Annotated in this window: 16 protein-coding genes; 7 read left to right on the top strand and 9 right to left on the bottom strand. The window is 61.3% G+C overall.

Going from position 1 to position 16458, the window contains the following annotated elements:
- Positions 1 to 42 precede the first annotated feature (42 nt).
- From cydX to FHX06_RS19300, 7 genes are all read right to left on the bottom strand, one after another.
- Entirely contained in the window at positions 43 to 165 is a 123-nt protein-coding gene (gene cydX, locus FHX06_RS19330) for a cytochrome bd-I oxidase subunit CydX (protein WP_112542487.1), read from the bottom strand.
- Positions 166 to 177: 12 nt separating this feature from the next.
- Positions 178 to 1332, bottom strand: a complete 1155-nt coding sequence (cydB, locus tag FHX06_RS19325; protein WP_183880488.1) for a cytochrome d ubiquinol oxidase subunit II — start codon at positions 1330 to 1332, stop codon at positions 178 to 180.
- Between the two features lie 6 nt (positions 1333 to 1338).
- The gene (locus FHX06_RS19320) at positions 1339 to 2919 is read right to left on the bottom strand and encodes a cytochrome ubiquinol oxidase subunit I (RefSeq protein ID WP_112542485.1); all 1581 of its coding nucleotides are present in this window, start codon (positions 2917 to 2919) and stop codon (positions 1339 to 1341) included.
- Positions 2920 to 2996: 77 nt separating this feature from the next.
- On the bottom strand, positions 2997 to 4688 hold the full coding sequence (locus tag FHX06_RS19315; protein ID WP_183880486.1) for an amino acid ABC transporter ATP-binding/permease protein: 1692 nt from the start codon (positions 4686 to 4688) through the stop codon (positions 2997 to 2999).
- A complete protein-coding gene (cydD, locus tag FHX06_RS19310) occupies positions 4685 to 6361 on the bottom strand; it encodes a thiol reductant ABC exporter subunit CydD (protein WP_183880484.1) in 1677 nt (558 codons plus the stop codon). The genes FHX06_RS19315 and cydD overlap by 4 nt, the downstream gene beginning before the upstream one ends.
- A 4-nt stretch (positions 6362 to 6365) precedes the next feature.
- Positions 6366 to 6941 carry a GbsR/MarR family transcriptional regulator gene (locus FHX06_RS19305; RefSeq protein WP_113116450.1) on the bottom strand — a complete coding sequence of 192 codons (576 nt, stop codon included), beginning with the start codon at positions 6939 to 6941 and terminating at the stop codon, positions 6366 to 6368.
- A gap of 255 nt (positions 6942 to 7196) precedes the next feature.
- Positions 7197 to 7796 (bottom strand): HupE/UreJ family protein, encoded by a 600-nt coding sequence (locus tag FHX06_RS19300; protein WP_113116449.1) that lies wholly within the window; start codon positions 7794 to 7796, stop codon positions 7197 to 7199.
- A 244-nt stretch (positions 7797 to 8040) separates the two neighbouring features.
- On the opposite strand from FHX06_RS19300, the gene FHX06_RS19295 reads away from it, so the two are divergent.
- Positions 8041 to 9072, top strand: a complete 1032-nt coding sequence (locus FHX06_RS19295; RefSeq protein WP_113116448.1) for a hydroxyacid dehydrogenase — start codon at positions 8041 to 8043, stop codon at positions 9070 to 9072.
- On the opposite strand, the gene FHX06_RS19290 is transcribed toward FHX06_RS19295, so the two are convergent.
- Positions 9069 to 10079 carry a Tim44 domain-containing protein gene (locus FHX06_RS19290; RefSeq protein WP_112542479.1) on the bottom strand — a complete coding sequence of 337 codons (1011 nt, stop codon included), beginning with the start codon at positions 10077 to 10079 and terminating at the stop codon, positions 9069 to 9071. The genes FHX06_RS19295 and FHX06_RS19290 overlap by 4 nt on opposite strands.
- An 80-nt stretch (positions 10080 to 10159) precedes the next feature.
- Positions 10160 to 10618, bottom strand: coding sequence for a YbaK/EbsC family protein (locus tag FHX06_RS19285; RefSeq protein WP_112542478.1), 459 nt, complete (start codon positions 10616 to 10618; stop codon positions 10160 to 10162).
- A gap of 221 nt (positions 10619 to 10839) precedes the next feature.
- Between FHX06_RS19285 and FHX06_RS19280 the strand changes: the two genes are divergently transcribed.
- From FHX06_RS19280 to FHX06_RS19255, 6 genes are all read left to right on the top strand, one after another.
- A complete protein-coding gene (locus FHX06_RS19280; RefSeq protein ID WP_113116446.1) occupies positions 10840 to 11841 on the top strand; it encodes a LacI family DNA-binding transcriptional regulator in 1002 nt (333 codons plus the stop codon).
- A 167-nt stretch (positions 11842 to 12008) separates the two neighbouring features.
- Positions 12009 to 13043 (top strand): sterol desaturase family protein, encoded by a 1035-nt coding sequence (locus FHX06_RS19275; RefSeq protein WP_113116445.1) that lies wholly within the window; start codon positions 12009 to 12011, stop codon positions 13041 to 13043.
- A complete protein-coding gene (locus FHX06_RS19270; protein WP_112542475.1) occupies positions 13040 to 13351 on the top strand; it encodes a MocE family 2Fe-2S type ferredoxin in 312 nt (103 codons plus the stop codon). Before FHX06_RS19275 ends, FHX06_RS19270 begins: the two co-directional genes overlap by 4 nt.
- 71 nt (positions 13352 to 13422) lie before the next feature.
- Complete coding sequence (locus FHX06_RS19265; RefSeq protein ID WP_183880482.1) at positions 13423 to 14367, top strand: substrate-binding domain-containing protein; 945 nt, start codon at positions 13423 to 13425, stop codon at positions 14365 to 14367.
- Between the two features lie 58 nt (positions 14368 to 14425).
- Complete coding sequence (locus tag FHX06_RS19260; protein WP_113212302.1) at positions 14426 to 15631, top strand: NAD(P)/FAD-dependent oxidoreductase; 1206 nt, start codon at positions 14426 to 14428, stop codon at positions 15629 to 15631.
- Positions 15631 to 16458 (top strand): sugar phosphate isomerase/epimerase, encoded by an 828-nt coding sequence (locus FHX06_RS19255; RefSeq protein ID WP_183880685.1) that lies wholly within the window; start codon positions 15631 to 15633, stop codon positions 16456 to 16458. Before FHX06_RS19260 ends, FHX06_RS19255 begins: the two co-directional genes overlap by 1 nt.

Below are 16458 nucleotides of genomic sequence, written 5' to 3'. Positions count from 1 at the left end.
GTCGAAAGAAAAAGGGCGCGGTGTGAACCGCGCCCTTCGAATTTATCGGCGTTCGCCCGAAGTCTTCTTCTTGGCTTCGTCATCCGTGAGCTCGTACCACATGGCGTTGAGGACGGCGAAGGCGGCTGCCAGCGGCAGACCGAGTATCCATGCGAAATACCACATCGTTTCGTCTCCTCAATAGGCGTGGCTGTTCTTGTCTGTGACGCTCTTCTCGTCGACCTTGCCCCACAGAACCTTGTAGACCCAGGCGGTGTAGGCAATGATGATCGGCAGGAAGATGACCGTGACCACCAGCATGATGAAAAGCGTCTGGTGGCTCGACGATGCATCCCAGACCGTCAGGCTCGACTTCGGATCGAGCGAGGAGGGCAGGATGAATGGGAACATCGACAGCCCGACCGTCGAGATGATGCCCAGGATCGAGAGCTTGCTGAAGAGCAGAGTCACGACCTCGCGCCGGGCCTGCATCGCGATGAAGGCAGCCGCAGCACCGAGGAAGCCGAGGATCGGAGCAACGATCATCCAGGGATGGGTGCCGTAGTTGGCAAGCCAGGCCCCGCCTTCCTGCGACACCGTTTTCAGAAGCGGATTTGACGGGCCGACCGGGCTGATATCGCTGGTGATGCGATAGCCGCTGACGCCGGCCCAAAGCCACAGGCCGCCAAGCGCAAAGAGCACGATGACCACAAGCGCTGCGATGCTGCCGAAGCGGCGGGCGCGATCGGCGACCGGCCCCGTTGCCTTGAGCACCAGCCATGCGCTTCCGTGCATGATGAGCATGGCGACGGAGAGCAGGCCGCAGAGAAGGGCATAGGGGTTCAGAAGCGCGAAGAACGAGCCTTCATAGAAGATGCGCATGTCATCCGCGAAGCGGAAGGGTACGCCTTGTAGCACATTGCCGACGGCAACGCCGAAGATCAGCGACGGTACGAAGCCGCCGATGAACAGCGCCCAGTCCCAGCCATTGCGCCAGTTGGCGCTGTCCCGCTTGGAACGGTACTTGAATCCGACAGGGCGCAGGATGAGCGCAAAGAGGATCGCAAACATCGCCAGGTAAAAGCCCGAGAAGGAGACCGCGTAGAGCGGCGGCCAGGCGGCGAAGATCGCGCCGCCGGCGAGGATCAACCAGACCTGGTTGCCTTCCCAGGTGGCACCGATCGTATTGATGGCGATACGGCGTTCCGCATCGGTCTTTGCGACGAAGGGCAGCAGTGTGCCGACGCCGAGGTCGAAGCCGTCGGTCGCGGCAAAGGCGATCAGGAGCACTCCGAGCAGGACCCACCAGATGAGGCGCAAGGTTTGATAGTCGATGAGTTCGTACAGGATCATGACAGGTCACTCCGCGGCTGGAACGAGGGTTTCGGAGATCAGCTTGGCTTCCGGCTCGTGGTCCGGTTCCGGCCCCTGACGGATCGCCTTCAGCATCAGGCTCATCTCGATGATGATCAGCGTCGTATAGAGCGCGGCAAAGCCGATGATGGTGAGCAGCACCGCCCAGGCGCCGTGGTTGGAAACGGCGACCGCCGTCGGCAGTACGCCTTCGATCACCCAGGGCTGACGGCCGATTTCGGCAACCACCCAGCCTGCCTCGATGGCAATCCAGGGCAGCGGGATGGCAAAGACCGCGATGCGCAATAGCAGCGGGTACTTGTCGAGATGCCGGCGAGCCGACAGCCAGAAGAAGGTTGCCGTGAGCACGATGAAGAACATGCCGAGACCAACCATGATGCGGAACGACCAGAAGAGCGTCGGCACGTGCGGGATCGTGTCACGCGCGGCCTGGGCGATCTGCTCGTCGCTCGCCTGACGTGGATCATCGACATAGCGCTTCAGGAGCAGGGCATAGCCGAGGTCGTGGCCTAGATCCTCGAACGAGGAGCGCACCTCCTGGGCAACCTGATCCTGCGTCGGCGCGGAGCGGATCTGCATCAGCGCATCATAGGCCTTGATGCCGTCGCGGATGCGGGCCTCGGCCTGCTGTTCCAGCTTGTCGATGCCGGGTATTTCCGTCGTCAGCGAACGCGTGCCGATGAGGCCCATGACCCAGGGGATATGGACGGCAAAATGGGTTTCGCGCGCCTCCTGATCGGGGAAGCCGAAGGCGGTAAAGGCAGCCGGAGCCGGCTCCGTCTTCCACATGGCCTCGATTGCGGCGAGCTTCATCTTCTGGTTTTCGGTAGCGAGATAGCCGCTTTCGTCACCAAGCACGACGACCGAGAGTGCCGAGGCGAGGCCGAAGGATGCGGCAACGGTCATCGAGCGCTTTGCAAGCTCGATATGCCGGCCCTTCAGCATGTACCAGGCCGAGACGCCGAGCACGAAGATCGAGGCACAGACGTAGCCGGCCGAGACCGTATGGACGAACTTTGCCTGCGCGACGGGATTGAAGACCACGTCGAAGAAGCTCACGATCTCCATACGCATCGTCTGCGGATTGAGCGCGGAACCGACCGGGTTCTGCATCCAGCCGTTGGCAATGAGAATCCATAGCGCGGAGAAATTCGAGCCGAGCGCCACCGCCCAGGTTGCGACCAGATGGCCGACCTTCGACAGCTTGTCCCAGCCGAAGAAGAAGAGGCCGACGAAGGTCGCTTCGAGGAAGAAGGCCATCAGGCCTTCGATCGCCAGCGGCGCACCGAAAATATCGCCGACGTAATAGCTGTAATAGCTCCAGTTCATGCCGAACTGGAATTCCATGACGATACCGGTGGCGACGCCCAGCACGAAATTGATGCCGAACAGAGTGCCCCAGAATTTCGTCATCTGCCGCCAGATTTGGCGACCGGTCATAACGTAGGTCGTCTCCATGATGGCAAGCAGCACGGAAAGGCCGAGCGTCAGGGGTACGAACAGAAAGTGATAAAGCGCTGTCAGCGCAAATTGGAAGCGCGATAGCGCTACGATGTCTAGTTCCATTATCTTTCTCCCACGGTCCCACGCGGTATCAAGAGTTTCCGCGTGGCCGGCCGGCCACGCGGGGTAGGCCTGTTCGCTCAATCCGGCCGAAGCCGATCGAGCGCCTTTTCGAACGCCGCCTCTCCACGGCGCGAAACTTCTGTGATGCGGCCGCCGTCAACGACGACGATGCGGTCTGCGAGCGCCGCTTCGCGGCGAATATGAGTTGCGATGAGCAGCGCCCGGCCTTCCACCTCGACTGCGAGCCGATGCAGTACGTCGCGCGCCGTGCGCCCATCGAGACCTTCGGTCGGTTCGTCGAGAAGCCAGAGCGGCGTGTCACGCAGAAAGAGACGGGCGAGCGCCAGCCGACGCGACTGGCCGCCGGAAAGCCCCATGCCGCCTTCGCCGAGCAGTGTATCGAGGCCCGATGGCAACGCATCGACATCGGCAATCAGGCCGGCAGCGGCAAGCGCATCGCGCAACCGGTCGTCATCGGCATCTGGCGCTGCGAGCACGAGGTTGCCGCGCAGCGTATCCTGGAAAAGTTCCGTCCGCTGGGTCAGCAGCGTGCCGTCGAGTGCGGCGGCCATGCCGGAGGCCGGTGACAATTCGCCTGCAAGCAGCGATAGCAGGGTCGATTTGCCGGCTCCGCTCGAGCCGATCACGGCGATATGTTCGCCGCGGCTTACTTCCAGGGTCACATTCCGTAAGGCCGGAAGAGCCGCGGCATCGTGGATAACGGTCACGTTCTGCAGTGCGAAGGCGAGTTCGTGGGCAGGCGCCTCGGGCGCGAAATCCGCCTCGACTGCGGAAAGGCGCGGTGCGAGGCGTCCGGCGGCAAGCAGCGTCCGTCCGAATTCCAGGGCACCCCGGCGCAATGCTGCGAAGGGTTCTGCGGCGGCGAAGGCAACGAGCACGCCCAGTGCTGCGACAGGAGCGCTGATCGCCCCTGCCTGCATCAGCACCGCTACGGAGAGCAGTGTCGCGACCAGCAGGGCGGTCGAAAAGAGCCCGAAGCCGAAGGCCACGCCGGTCTCTATCCGGTTCAACCGGTCGTCGGCGTTTGCCACATAGGCGTCTGCGGCTGATATCGCGTGCTCCTGGGCTGCAAGCCGATTTGCCATCAGCAGATCGGCCTGTCCGGCGACGAGATCGATCGTCCGCGCCCGCAGTGTCTCGATGCCATAAGCGCGCCGCCGTGCAAATTTGCGGGCTGCCTGACCCGCAGCGAGCGGCAGACCAAGTCCAACCAGTATAAGGCAAAGGCCGAAGAGCAGCCCAAACAGCGGATGCATCAGTCCGAGCGTGACGCTGGCGACGAGTGCTGCACCGATCGCCACGGTCGCCGGCACGAGAACACGCAGGTAAAGCGAATCCAGCGCGTCGATATCTGCTGTCAGCCGGAAGAGCAGTCGAGCCGGTCGGTTGAGAAGCGTGCGCGCAGCACCCGCCGATGCCCAGCCTCGGAACAGCCGCTCGCGCAGGGCAGCCAAGACGGCAAGCGTGGCATTATGAGTTGTCAGCCGTTCGCCATAGCGGGCTGCTGTACGCAGAATGGCGAGGAAGCGAATGCTTGCCGATGGTGCAAACACGTCGAAGGTCGCGGCAACCGTGATCGAAAGCCCGGCAAGCGCGGTCGCCGTGATGAACCAACCCGACAGGCCGAGCAGAGCAATGCCGGCGATGACAGTCGCGGCCGACAGCACCGCGCCGAGCAGCAGTTCCCTACGGCGTGTCTCGAGGAAGAGATGCAGGACCGGTTTGATATCCTTGAGGAAAAAGGTCATTCGGCTGCCTCCCGAAGGGTTTCGCTGTCAAGGCGGATGGTGCGTTGCATGCGCGCGGCCAGCAGCGGGTCATGCGTGGCCACGATCAGCGTGCGATCTTCGGCGAGGGCGAGTAGGCTGGCGGTGATCTCAGCGGCAGTCTCGGCATCGAGATGGGCGGTCGGCTCGTCGGCAAGGATAATGCGGATATCGGGATCGCAGGCCGCCCGTGCGATCGCCAGCCGCAGCGCCTCGCCACCGGAAAGGCCGATGCCGCCTTCGCCGAGCGGGCGATGGCCGTAGGCTTGCGCGACGCCGGCAAGCATTGCCAGTTCGAGTGCATCGGCGACCTTGTCTCTTGTCATTCCGGGCCGGCCGAGCGCGATATTGGCCGATATCGTGCCAGCAAAGATATGCGGCTTCTGGCCGATCCAGGCCATCCCGCCGCGCCTCGCCGTCGCGCCTCCGATCAGAACCATACCTTCTCCGCAGGGTGCCAGGCCGGCGATCAGCGAAAGTATGGTCGACTTGCCGCTGCCGCTCGCGCCGAGCAGCGCCAGATGTTCGCCAGCGGCGATATCGAGGTTGAAGCCTTCAAGCACCGGCTCCTGATCGGGCTGGTAGCGAAAGCCAACGTTTACCAGACGGATGTCGCGGGCTCCTGCGGCGGCGACATTCTCCCGTTCGGGAAGCGTCATGCCTCCGGCAGCTAATCCATCCAGTGCCTTCAGCGCGGCTTCGCCCGAGGCACGGTCATGCCAGACAGCGGAGAGTTCACGCAGTGGCTCGAAGAAGGCCGGTGCCAGCAGCAGGATGAACAGGCCCTCAGAGAGGCTGAGGCCGGCCGACCAGGCGCCGAAGCGGATTTCGCCGAGCAGGCTGAAGCCGATATAGACGGCGGTCATCGCCACGCCCAGTGCCGAAAAGAGTTCGAGCACTGCCGAAGACAGAAAGGCGATCTTCAGCACTGCCATAGTGCGCGTGCGAAGCGATTCTGCTTCCGCGCGGAGCCGGTGCGCAGTGGCATCGACCGCGCCGAGAGAGCGGATCGTTGCAAGACCGCGCAGGCGATCAAGCAGGAAAGCGTTGAGGCCACCCGTTGCGATAAGCTGTTTTTCGCTTGCAGCCTGCGCGCGCCAGCCAATCAGCGCCATGAAGATCGGAATGAGCGGCGCAGCGAACATCAGCACGAGTGCTGCAATCCAGGAGATGGGGAAAATGCAGCCGAGAATGATGAACGGCACAAGGCTTGCCTTCATCCGCGTCGGCTGGAACCGGGAGAGAAAGGGTACGATCAGCTCAGCCTGTTCGCCGAGAATGCTCGCTGCTTCGCCGGAAGCTGGACGGCCGATATCGACGGGCGAGAGCCGTGCGAGCAGGCGGACGGCTGTTGCGCGCTTTTCGCTGAGTTCAGCGCGGGCCGCGCGAAAGGCGAGGCGGGTGCCGACTGCATCAAGACAGCTTTTGACGATGCCGAGCAGCAGGACAGAGACAGCCGGCCATAGGACATCATTAAGACCGCCACCATCGGCAAGCCTGCCGACAGACCAGGCAAGCAGGCCCGCCTGCGGAATCCAGAGCGCGGCCGCGAAGGCCTGGAGCATTGCGGCGCCGCGCAAGTGGCGTCTGTTTGCGGCGGGCTTGCGTGTCCCCGCCTCTCGCCGGTTTCTCGCGTCGAAGAAAGCACGGGTCATGGCGCTAACTCTTGTTCGCGGGATTGGGACGGCGGCGACCAAGCGAAACGACCCTGTCCTTGGCCTCCAGCAATTTGGTCACTTTCGCGCCTAACGAGAGTAACGTTGCAAGTCTCTCTGTTTCAAGTTGCTTTACGTCTTCGTACCAATGCGTCAGCTGCTCGATCAGCGTGTGCATCTCGCTCATGCGCTCCTGCGCATGGCGTTCGGCCTCGCTTGCGGGGCGCTGCATGAGAATCTCGCGCAGCACGGAAAGCGTCGGATCGACCTCACGCTTCTTACGCTCTTCGGCAAGCGTTCGGAGGATGACCCAGATGTCGTCGGGCGTCGTGAAGAAGTCGCGCCGGTCATCCGGCTTGTGGCGTAGCAGCACCAGGTTCCAGGCCTGCAACTCGCGAAGGCTCATGGAAACATTCGAGCGCGATATACCGAGGGCATCGACGATTTCCTCTGCGCAGAGCGGCGCTGGCGAGACGTAGAGCAGAGCATAGATCTGGCCGACTGTACGGTTGATTCCCCAGCGGGAACCCATTTCACCGAAGTGCAGGACGAAGGACTGAACGAGAGGCGGAAGGTTCATTGTCGTTTCCGTTGCGTCTGTGATTTCAGAAATTTCTGAAATCACTATACAGGCTTTCGCGTTTGTGCCGCAATTGGCGAGCTTGACCTGCGTCAATTTGGAAGCATTCTTCGGTGATCGGCTTCTTCATAGACCGGCGCTGAGCGCCCGGAATTGACTTGAATCAAATCCTGCAAACATAAAACGCCCGGCAGACTGGTGTCTGCCGGGCGCCAGATGCTGTTTGAATTTGAACTTGTCGGTGAGGCGTAAGCCTCAGATGAGGCCAGTCAGGAGGCCGACGCCGGCGATAGCTGCAAGGCCGCCTGTCGTACGCATGACAAAGACACCCCGCCGTTCGCCGAAGCGAGCGATAAGGAAACCAACGCCGAGCCCGACTGCATGCAGCAGGGCCGTTGCGAACATGAAGCCTGCGGCATAGGCGACACCACCCGCATTTTCAGGCATTTCGACCCCATGCGCATGGCCGTGGAAGACTGCAAACAGGCCGACAACAGCCATTGCGGCTGCCGTGGAGGCGCGCATGTTCAGAGCGACGACAGCACCGAGCACGATGACGGAAAGCGCGATGCCGGTTTCAACGAAAGGTACGTTGATACCGGCCATGCCGAGCGCGCCGCCGAAGGCCATGACAAGCACGAAGGTCGCTGGCACGGCCCAGACGGCGCGGCCGCCAAGCTGGAAGGCGAGCACGCCGACCATGACCATGGCCAGGATGTGATCGAGGCCGGACACCGGATGGCTGAAACCATGGACAAGGCCTGCCGTCTCGCCGACGCCGGTATGGGCATAGGCAGCTGCCGGAAGCGCTGCGGCAGCAAGCGCAAGGACGCCGCTCTTGAAGACTGATTTCATGATGGAATTCCCTCTGTTTTATAGATCCTGCGGCCGCCGATCGCTCAGTCCCGGTTGCAAGTCGCTTCCACAAGCTAATCCAGCGAAATTTCATCGTCAACGGAAAGCAAAAGAATAGGTAGGAATTTCAAGTGCTTATATCGTAGGCAATTGCCGTTTTGAAAGGCGTCTTCACAAGCGCCCGCCAACGGTACTATCAATCACGTTGCGGCGGTGAGAGCCGTCGCATCTTGAGGAGGATTCCATGACGAATACCGAAAAGCCGCTGGCAATCAGTGCGCCGGAACCGCGCACGCTCGACCTGATCTTCAGCGACAAGGCGCGTGTCGAACTCAATGCCAAATATGAGATTGTCGAGGCCGATGCCGAAAACATCGCCGGCCTCGGAGAGGATATTCTGGGCAAGGCGCGCTACATCATCGGCCAACCGCCGCTTTCGGCGGAAACACTCGGCCGCATGCCGCAGCTTCGCTCGATCCTCAACGTCGAGAGCAACCTCCTCAATAACATGCCCTATGAGATCCTCTTCCAGCGCGGCATCCACGTGGTGACGACCGGGCAGGTTTTTGCAGAGCCCGTGGCGGAGATCGGCCTCGGCTTTGCGTTGAGCCTTGCCCGTGGCATCGTCGACGCCGATGTGGCCTTCCGGGAGGGCAAGGAACTCTGGGGCGGTGAGGGCAATACAAGCGCGCGGCTGATGGCGGGTTCGGAGATTGGGATTATCGGTTTCGGCGATCTCGGCAAGGCGTTGCGCCGCGTCCTGTCAGGCTTTCGCGCCAGAATCAGGGTTTTCGATCCCTGGATGCCTCGCTCGATCCTGGAAGAAAATGGCGTAGAGCCAGCCAGCCTGAACGACGTGTTGACACAGAGCGATTTCGTCTTCGTGGTTGCCTCCGTCACCAGCGAAAACAGGGGCTTCCTCGGCGCGGATGCTTTCGCCAGCATGCGCAAGGGTGCGGCCTTCATCTTGCTCAGCCGTGCCGATGTCGTGGATTTCGAAGCGCTGATGGCGGCCGTCGCGTCAGGCCATATCGTGGCGGCAAGCGATGTCTATCCTCAGGAACCGCTGCCGCTCGACCATCCCGTCCGCAGCCTCAAAGGCTTCCTCCGCTCGGCCCATCGGGCAGGTGCGCTCGATATCGCCTTTAAGAAGATGGGCGACATGGTGCTCGAAGACATGGATCTGATGGATCGTGGCCTGCCGCCGATGCGCTGCAAGCGGGCGGAGCGCGAAACGGTGTCCCGAATGCGCTCCAAACCCGTGTCGGTCAATTAGGCTGCGCGCTGGCCGGTGCCCTGGATAGCGGCAAGCTTCCAATCGGCGCCGGGCTTGCGCACGAAGGTCCAGACCTCTGTGCTTTCGCTCGGGCGGCGATCGTCACCCGAGACGACACGGCCGCTCGCGCGCTCGACCATGGCGTCGATCGAGGAATAACGCATCGCGAGTGTTGCATATTCCTGACCGTTCTCACGCCAGGCTTCGGCAATATCGCCCTGCAGAAGCTTCACGTCGGAGACCTGGTTGCGCACGCCATTGGTGGCGTTCTCGCCAAGCTCTTCGGCAAGATAGGACATGGCTTCCGGTGTCGTCAGACGGCGCAGCGCGGCGTAGTCTTCTGCGCCATAAGCGGTCTGAACCTTTGTCAGCAATTCCTCGAATTGGTCGAGGTCCGCCTGGGCAAGGCCGATCTCATCGCTCGGGCGGGCATTGCGCTGCTGGCTGCCGGAACCCGAGCCGATCGCTGGAATATGGAAGGACGAACCGCCATTGGCCGGCGTCATGTTATGGGCCTGCGGTCCACCATAGCTCTGGCCGCCTGTTCCATACGAGGGTTGGCGGCGATTGGCGAAGAAACGCATGGCGAGCGTAATCGCTCCGAAGATCAGCGCGATCTGCAAGAGCATGCCAAGGAAACCGAAGCCGCCACCGAAACCATGGCCGAGCAGCATGCCGAGAAGGCCGCCGGCAATCAGGCCACCGATCATCGAACGACCGAAGCCGTTGAAGAGGCCGGGGCGCTGCTGAGCATAACCGGGCTGCTGGGTGCCGTAAGGCGCAGTCGTCTGCGGGCGCGGCGTCATCGAGCGTTCGATGGGCGCGGCCGGGGCCGGGGCAGTCTGTGTGATCGGAGGCGCGTTGAAGGTGCGCGTGCCACGGCTTCCGAATCCGCCAAAGCCGCCGGCGCGGCGCGCATCGGCGTCTCCGATCGAAGCAAAGACGGTGGCGCTCGCAAGTACAGCGATAGCCGCAATCCTGGCAAAACGCGAAACGGCACTGGGCATTCTTCATCTCCTATCATGCGCTGAATGGCATGCTCGGAGATAATATAGGTATTCTTTCTGTCCTGTGAAGTTGTGGGATGCTACTGACAGACGTCGACCCATTCTGCGCGGGTGATTTCCACCAGTCGTTCGGTCGGAATATGCACGGCGGAATTGGTCGAACCGGCGGCCGGAACGACCTCGCCGAACTGCTTCAGCGATACGTCGCAATAGATCGGCAGCGGTGCAGGCAGGCCAAAGGGGCAGACACCGCCGACCGGGTGGCTCGTCACTGCCAGCACCTCTTCGGCATCGAGCATGCGCCCCTTTCCACCGAACGTGTCCTTGAACTTCCTGTTGTCGAGACGCGCGGTACCGCTTGCCACGATCAGCATGGTGCGGTCGCCCACACGAAGGCAGATCGTCTTGGCGATCTGCGCAGGCTCGACGCCATGCGCTTCGGCAGCGAGAGTGACTGTCGACGAACTGCCGACCGTTTCGACGATGGCGATATCGGGGGCATTGGCGGCGAAGAAGGCGCGAACGGATTCAAGGCTCATAGGATAGGATACTTCTGGATCGACAATCGACAGGGAGGCCGCGAAGCGGCGGTGAATTCCGCACTTGCGGGCCAACTTAATATTTAAATTTTAGAGAATTCAATTGCTTAGTTGCCGCAATATCGTTTTCGGTCGTCCTTTTGAGTGGCGCGGATTGTTCCGAAATTCTAAGTCATGGATATTGCTGGAAAAATTGGCAGCTGCGCAATAGGGACTCCAGAGTGAGCAAGCCGAATTATCGCGATATCGCCCGCCAGGCGGGCGTGGGAACCGCGACCGTCGAGCGCGTGCTCAACGGGCGCGGTGGTGTGCGGCCCGAACTCGTCGAGAAGGTGATCATTGCCGCGCGCAGCCTGGACTACCCACGAACACTCCCCGATACGCATCGCGGCCTTTTGCGCATCGAAGTGCTGATGGTTCGCCCTGAGACCACATTCTATCAGCGGCTCTCCAAGGCATTCGAGAGGATCGCGGCGACGCTCGATCCTCTCGTCGTCGTACATCGCAGCTTCACCGAGGAAATGAAGCCCGAGGAGATCGCCAGGCGCATTTTGTCGACCGACCTGCCGCGCGCGGGCCTCATCCTCGCGGTGCCGAGCAACCCTGTCATCAAGGCGGCGGTGGACAAGGTTGTCGCCCAAGGGTTGCCTGTGGTTCATGTCGTGACCCGCGCTTCCGATCGCTCGGGCGAATTCGTCGCCATCGACAACTATGCTGCCGGACGCACTGCAGCACTCTTCATCGGTCGAATGGCCCGCCGGCAGGGCTCTGTCGTGGCGATCTGCCATCCGATCTATCAGGTCCATCGCGATCGTATCCGGGGATTTTCCGAATATTTTCTGGAGCATGCCGGTGCCAGCAGCTTCCAGTGGCTGGGCTTCGGTCTTGATGAAGAGCATATCAGCGCCGAGCTTCTCGCGTCAGCTCTGAAGACCTATCCGGACTTGGCCGGTCTTTATAATGCCGGCGGCGCCAATTCCGCTCTCATTGATGTGCTTCGACGCCAAGCCGCCAAGCGCGATATCTTTTTCGTCGGCCACGAACTGACGGACTACACCCGCAAGGCACTTCAGGATGGCATCATGGATGTGGTTCTCGATCAGGCGCCGGAAGCGCAAGCCAGGCGATCGCTTGATCTCATCCTGCGCCGCATTGGCCTGACCGATATCGAGCCGGATCAGGCACCCATCCGTTTCATCACCATCACTAAGGAAGCGCTTTGATCTGATTTGATCAAGAATGGCTTCGGCTCCGACGCGCTCCCCTGTTACTTTTGCGTCAGGGGGAGAGCCGGAGCGTCGCGAGGAGCGACACCGGACAGGGCGCAGAAGGCGCTCTCCTTCATCAGATCTGCGCGGACCGATATCGGATCCACCTGAAGGAGAGTGCAATGGACGATCTGAAATTCGGCACGCGCAACAAGCGCGGCGACTGGGCGCCGAACCAGCCGGTCGAGACCGCGCCGTTATTTGCGTTTCCGCCGCGGCTGATGGCCATCGTGAAATGGCTGCCGCATTATTTCTTTCCGTGGAATGCGATTTTCGCCGCTTCGGCCGTTGCCTATTGGGCCTGGGTCATTCCGCCCGTCGAAACAATGCGGACGCCGGGCATTGGCTGGATTGCTTGGCTATATGCCGTCAATGCGGTCTGCGTACTCCTGTTCTACGGCGCATTCGAGCTGCATCTCTATGTGCTGAAGCGGCAGGAAAGCCGCTTCAAGTACAATGGCAAATTTCCCTCCGAGCAGAAGAACAAGGCCTTCTGGTTCGAAAGCCAGAACCTCGACAATATATTGCGCACGTTTCTGTCGGGGGTAGCGATCTGGACGGCGATCGAAGCAGGCATGTTATGGGCCTATGCCAATGGTTATGCGCCGTGGCTGAGCTTTGCCGAACATCCCTGGACGCTGGCATTGGTCGCGCTGGCGGTGCCGATCATTCACGAGTTCCATTTCTTCTGCATCCACCGGCTCATTCACACGCCCTTCCTCTATAAGTGGGTGCATTCGGTTCATCATAACTCTGTCAATCCGTCGCCCTGGTCGTCGCTATCCATGCATCCGGTCGAACATCTGCTCTATCTCGGAACGGCCTTCTACCACCTGATCCTGCCGTCCAATCCGATCCTGATGCTCTACCAGCTGCACTATGCGGGCTTCGGCGCCATCCCCGGCCATGTCGGCTTCGACAAGGTCGAGGTCGGCGAGGACACGCTGGTCGATAGCCACGCCTATGCGCATTACCTGCATCACAAATATTTCGAGGTGAATTATGGCGATGCATTGATCCCGCTCGATAAGTGGTTCGGCACCTGGCACGACGGTTCGTCCGAAGGCGAGGCGCGCATGCAGGAGCGTTACCGCCGCCGCAAGGAAAGGCTCGCCGCCCGCAAGGCTGGCATGCAAGTGAAGGGAGCAGCCGAATGAGCTGGATCACTGCCTGTAAACTCGAAGACATCGAACAGGAAGGCGCTATGCGTTTCGATCACGGCAGCCGCACCTATGCGATCTATCGCGGTCCCGATGACAGCGTCTATTGCACTGCCGGACTCTGCACCCACGAGGCCATCCATCTCGCCGAAGGTCTGGTCATGGATTTCGAAGTGGAATGTCCCAAACATTCCGGCGCCTTCGACTATCGCACCGGCGAGGCGCTGCGGCTTCCGGCCTGCGAGAATTTGAAGACCTATCCCGCCGAGGTGATCGACGGGGAGGTGCGCGTGGCTCTCGCCTGAGCCTGCATCTTTTGCAGGCCTGAGTGGCCTCCGGAATGCGTGGGGTGGCCCGGCACCCATGGGAGGAAATCATGAAGTCATTTTGTGTGGCGACCATCCTGGTCGCCCTGACGGCAAGTGCTGCCTCGGCCGAGACCATCGGCGTGTCGATGCAGAGCTTCGACAACAACTTTCAGACGTTGCTGCGAGAAGGTCTGAGCGCAAGGGCATCTGAAGTGGGTGGCGTCACCCTGCAGATCGAGGACGCTCAGACCGATGTCTCCAAGCAGCTCAATCAGGTGAACAATTTCATCGCTGCAGGCGTCGATGCGATCATCGTGACACTTGCGGATACATCCGCAGCGCCTGGCATCAGCGCGGCGGCCGAAAAGGCTGGTATTCCTCTCGTCTATCTCAACCTTGAGCCGGGAAATCTCGCTCAGCTACCCCAAAAGCAGGCCTATGTCGGCTCCAAGGAAACCGACTCCGGGCGTCTCGGTGCGGAAGCCGCCTGTCAGATCCTGAAGAAGAATGGCAAGGCAAGCAGTGCCCAGGCCTATATCCTGATGGGAGATCTCGCACATCAGGCCTCGCGCGATCGCACATCGTCCGTCAAGGAAACGCTTGCGGCGAGCGACTGCAAAGACGTGAGCATCGCCGACGAGCAATCGGCAGCGTGGACGCGCACGAACGCCATGGATCTGACGACCAACTGGATCACCGCCGGCCGGCCGATCGACGCGGTCTTTGCCAATAACGACGAAATGGCAATCGGTGCGATCCAGGCACTCAAGGCCACCGGCGTCTCGATGGACAGCGTCGTGGTCGTCGGCATCGATGCGACGCAGGATGCCCTTGTTGCGATGGCCGCGGGCGATCTGGACGTGACGGTATTCCAGAACGCCAAGGGACAGTCGGCGAGCGCCGTCGATGCAGCCGTTGCGCTCGCTCAAGGAAAGGGCATTGAAAAGGAGGTCTGGGTTCCTTTCGAACTGGTCACTCCCGAAAACATGGACCAATACCGGCAAAAGAACTGATCCTCCCCGGCCGGCGTCTCTTCCTCACGAGCGCCGGCCTCCTTTCATGGAGAGCTTTATGAGCGGCATTGTCATCATCGGCGCAGGAGAATGCGGAACACGCGCGGCGTTCGCCCTGCGCGAGACCGGATATTCCGGATCGATAACCCTGCTTGGTGCCGAGCCGCATCTGCCTTACGAACGGCCGCCCTTGTCGAAACCGATGGATGGCGCCGTCCAGATGAAGCTGATCTGCGCGGAAGATGCGCTAGCTGCAGCCCAGATCGAATATCTCCGGGGCGTGTCGGTCTCGGAATTGGATGCCGATGCTGCTGCAGTCACCTTGGACAACGGGCAGGTCCTGACCTATGAAAAGCTGTTACTCGCCACCGGCGCGCGCCCAAGAAGGCTTGGCTGTCCGGGTGCCGGGCGTGCGCTCGATTTTCGCACTCATGCCGATGCCGAAGCAATATTCTCCAAGGCGGGGATCACGCGTAGCGTTGCCATTATCGGCGGCGGCCTGATCGGCATGGAGCTCGCCTCCGCCCTTCGCGGAAAAGATATCGCGGTCAGCGTCATCGAAGCGGCACCCAAGCCGCTGGGACGCGCGGTCCCGCCGCGCTTTGCCGACAAGCTTCATGCCAGGCACAGCTCGGAAGGCGTCATTTTCCACCTCGACCGGGGCGTTGTCGCCATCGATGACGATGGCGTTCTGCTGAGTGATGGAAGCTTGGTGCGCGCCGATCTGGTCGTCAGTGCTATCGGTGTCACGCCGGAAATTACACTCGCTGAGCAAGCCGGACTGGCGATCGGGAACGGTATCCTGACCGATCGCCATCTTCACACCAGCGCACCTGATATCTTTGCAGCGGGTGATTGTGCGGCGGTGAGCCAGCAGGGCGGAATTCATACCCGGTTCGAGAGCTGGCGGAATGCAAGAGCGCAGGCAGAAACTGCTGCGCGCAACATGATCGGAATCGCTGAGCCTTTTACCGCGATCCCCTGGTTCTGGTCCGATCAGTATGACCTCGGCCTGCAGGTGGTGGGGCTGCCGCAGCCGACGCACGAGCGCGTGATCCGTTCGCTCGGCGATAACGAGCTCGAATTCTATCTGGACGATGGGCGCCTTGTGGCCGCAGCCGGCCTCGGTATCGGCAATTCCCTGGCCAGGGATATCAAGCTCGCAGAAATGCTGATTGCAGCTGGTATCCATCCTGATCCGGCCGCACTTGCCGATCCCGGCCTGAACCTAAAGGCCCTTCTGAAAAGGGAGAAGGCGGCGTGATGCAGAGACTGCTGATCTTCCAGTCACTCTGGGCCATGGAGCGCCGGCACACCGACGGGTACGAGCGCAGCCTCAGCGAGAATATCGCGATGATCATCGAGGCTGGTTTCGATGGCATAAGCGCCCACTATACCAACCGGGCCGATGTCGTCACGCTGAATGACGCGATCCGCGGCACCGGGCTGAAGATCGAAGCTGTCTGCTTCCCTCGCACCGTCGAGGATCTGCGCCTGCCGCTCGAACTGGCTTCGGAGTTTCCCGTCAACCATATCAACCTGCAGCCCGATATCCGCCTGCGGCGGGTCGAAGACTGCCTGCCGATCCTCGATGGCTGGATGCGGCTTTCCGAGGAAGCCCGCATTCCCGTCTTCATAGAGACCCACCGCGACCGGATGACGACGGACCTCTTATTCACGCTGGATCTCCTGGACACGCGGCCGGATCTGCCGCTGCTTGCCGATCTCTCGCACTTCATGGTCGCCCGCGAGTTCGCCTTTCCTGTCGATGCCGAGAACCATGCCATGATCCACCGCATTCTCCGCAATGCTCACGCCTTTCATGGCCGGGTCGCATCGCGCGAGCAGGTGCAGATCGAAATCTCGTTTCCGCACCACCGGCCCTGGGTCGAGCTCTTCCTGCAATGGTGGGACCACGGCATGCGCGATTGGCGTGGTCGCGCCGCTTCAGACGCGGAACTCGTCTTTACCTGCGAGCTGGGTCCGAAGCCCTATGCGATTTCCGGCCGAGACGGTAACGACAGTACCGATCGGTGGGCGGAAGCGCTCCTGCTCCGCCAGATGCTTCTCGATCTCTGGGCCGCGATCTGA

The sequence above is a fragment of the Rhizobium sp. BK512 genome (assembly GCF_014194915.1).
Classification (GTDB): Bacteria; Pseudomonadota; Alphaproteobacteria; order Rhizobiales; family Rhizobiaceae; genus Rhizobium.
Note: the sequence above shows the minus strand (reverse complement) of the source record. Positions and strands in the feature narration are given on the sequence as shown.

Bases quoted from the DNA above. Each gene is read 5' to 3' on its own strand.
- cydB (WP_183880488.1), bottom strand. From the start codon at position 1,332: ATGATCCTGTACGAACTCATCGACTATCAAACCTTGCGCCTCATCTGG.
- FHX06_RS19305 (WP_113116450.1), bottom strand. From the start codon at position 6,941: ATGAACCTTCCGCCTCTCGTTCAGTCCTTCGTCCTGCACTTCGGTGAA.
- FHX06_RS19260 (WP_113212302.1), top strand. From the start codon at position 14,426: ATGAGCGGCATTGTCATCATCGGCGCAGGAGAATGCGGAACACGCGCG.
- FHX06_RS19285 (WP_112542478.1), bottom strand. From the start codon at position 10,618: ATGAGCCTTGAATCCGTTCGCGCCTTCTTCGCCGCCAATGCCCCCGAT.
- FHX06_RS19295 (WP_113116448.1), top strand. From the start codon at position 8,041: ATGACGAATACCGAAAAGCCGCTGGCAATCAGTGCGCCGGAACCGCGC.
- cydX (WP_112542487.1), bottom strand. From the start codon at position 165: ATGTGGTATTTCGCATGGATACTCGGTCTGCCGCTGGCAGCCGCCTTC.
- FHX06_RS19255 (WP_183880685.1), top strand. From the start codon at position 15,631: ATGCAGAGACTGCTGATCTTCCAGTCACTCTGGGCCATGGAGCGCCGG.
- FHX06_RS19270 (WP_112542475.1), top strand. From the start codon at position 13,040: ATGAGCTGGATCACTGCCTGTAAACTCGAAGACATCGAACAGGAAGGC.
- FHX06_RS19265 (WP_183880482.1), top strand. From the start codon at position 13,423: ATGAAGTCATTTTGTGTGGCGACCATCCTGGTCGCCCTGACGGCAAGT.
- cydD (WP_183880484.1), bottom strand. From the start codon at position 6,361: ATGACCCGTGCTTTCTTCGACGCGAGAAACCGGCGAGAGGCGGGGACA.
- FHX06_RS19300 (WP_113116449.1), bottom strand. From the start codon at position 7,796: ATGAAATCAGTCTTCAAGAGCGGCGTCCTTGCGCTTGCTGCCGCAGCG.
- FHX06_RS19290 (WP_112542479.1), bottom strand. From the start codon at position 10,079: ATGCCCAGTGCCGTTTCGCGTTTTGCCAGGATTGCGGCTATCGCTGTA.
- FHX06_RS19275 (WP_113116445.1), top strand. From the start codon at position 12,009: ATGGACGATCTGAAATTCGGCACGCGCAACAAGCGCGGCGACTGGGCG.
- FHX06_RS19320 (WP_112542485.1), bottom strand. From the start codon at position 2,919: ATGGAACTAGACATCGTAGCGCTATCGCGCTTCCAATTTGCGCTGACA.
- FHX06_RS19315 (WP_183880486.1), bottom strand. From the start codon at position 4,688: ATGACCTTTTTCCTCAAGGATATCAAACCGGTCCTGCATCTCTTCCTC.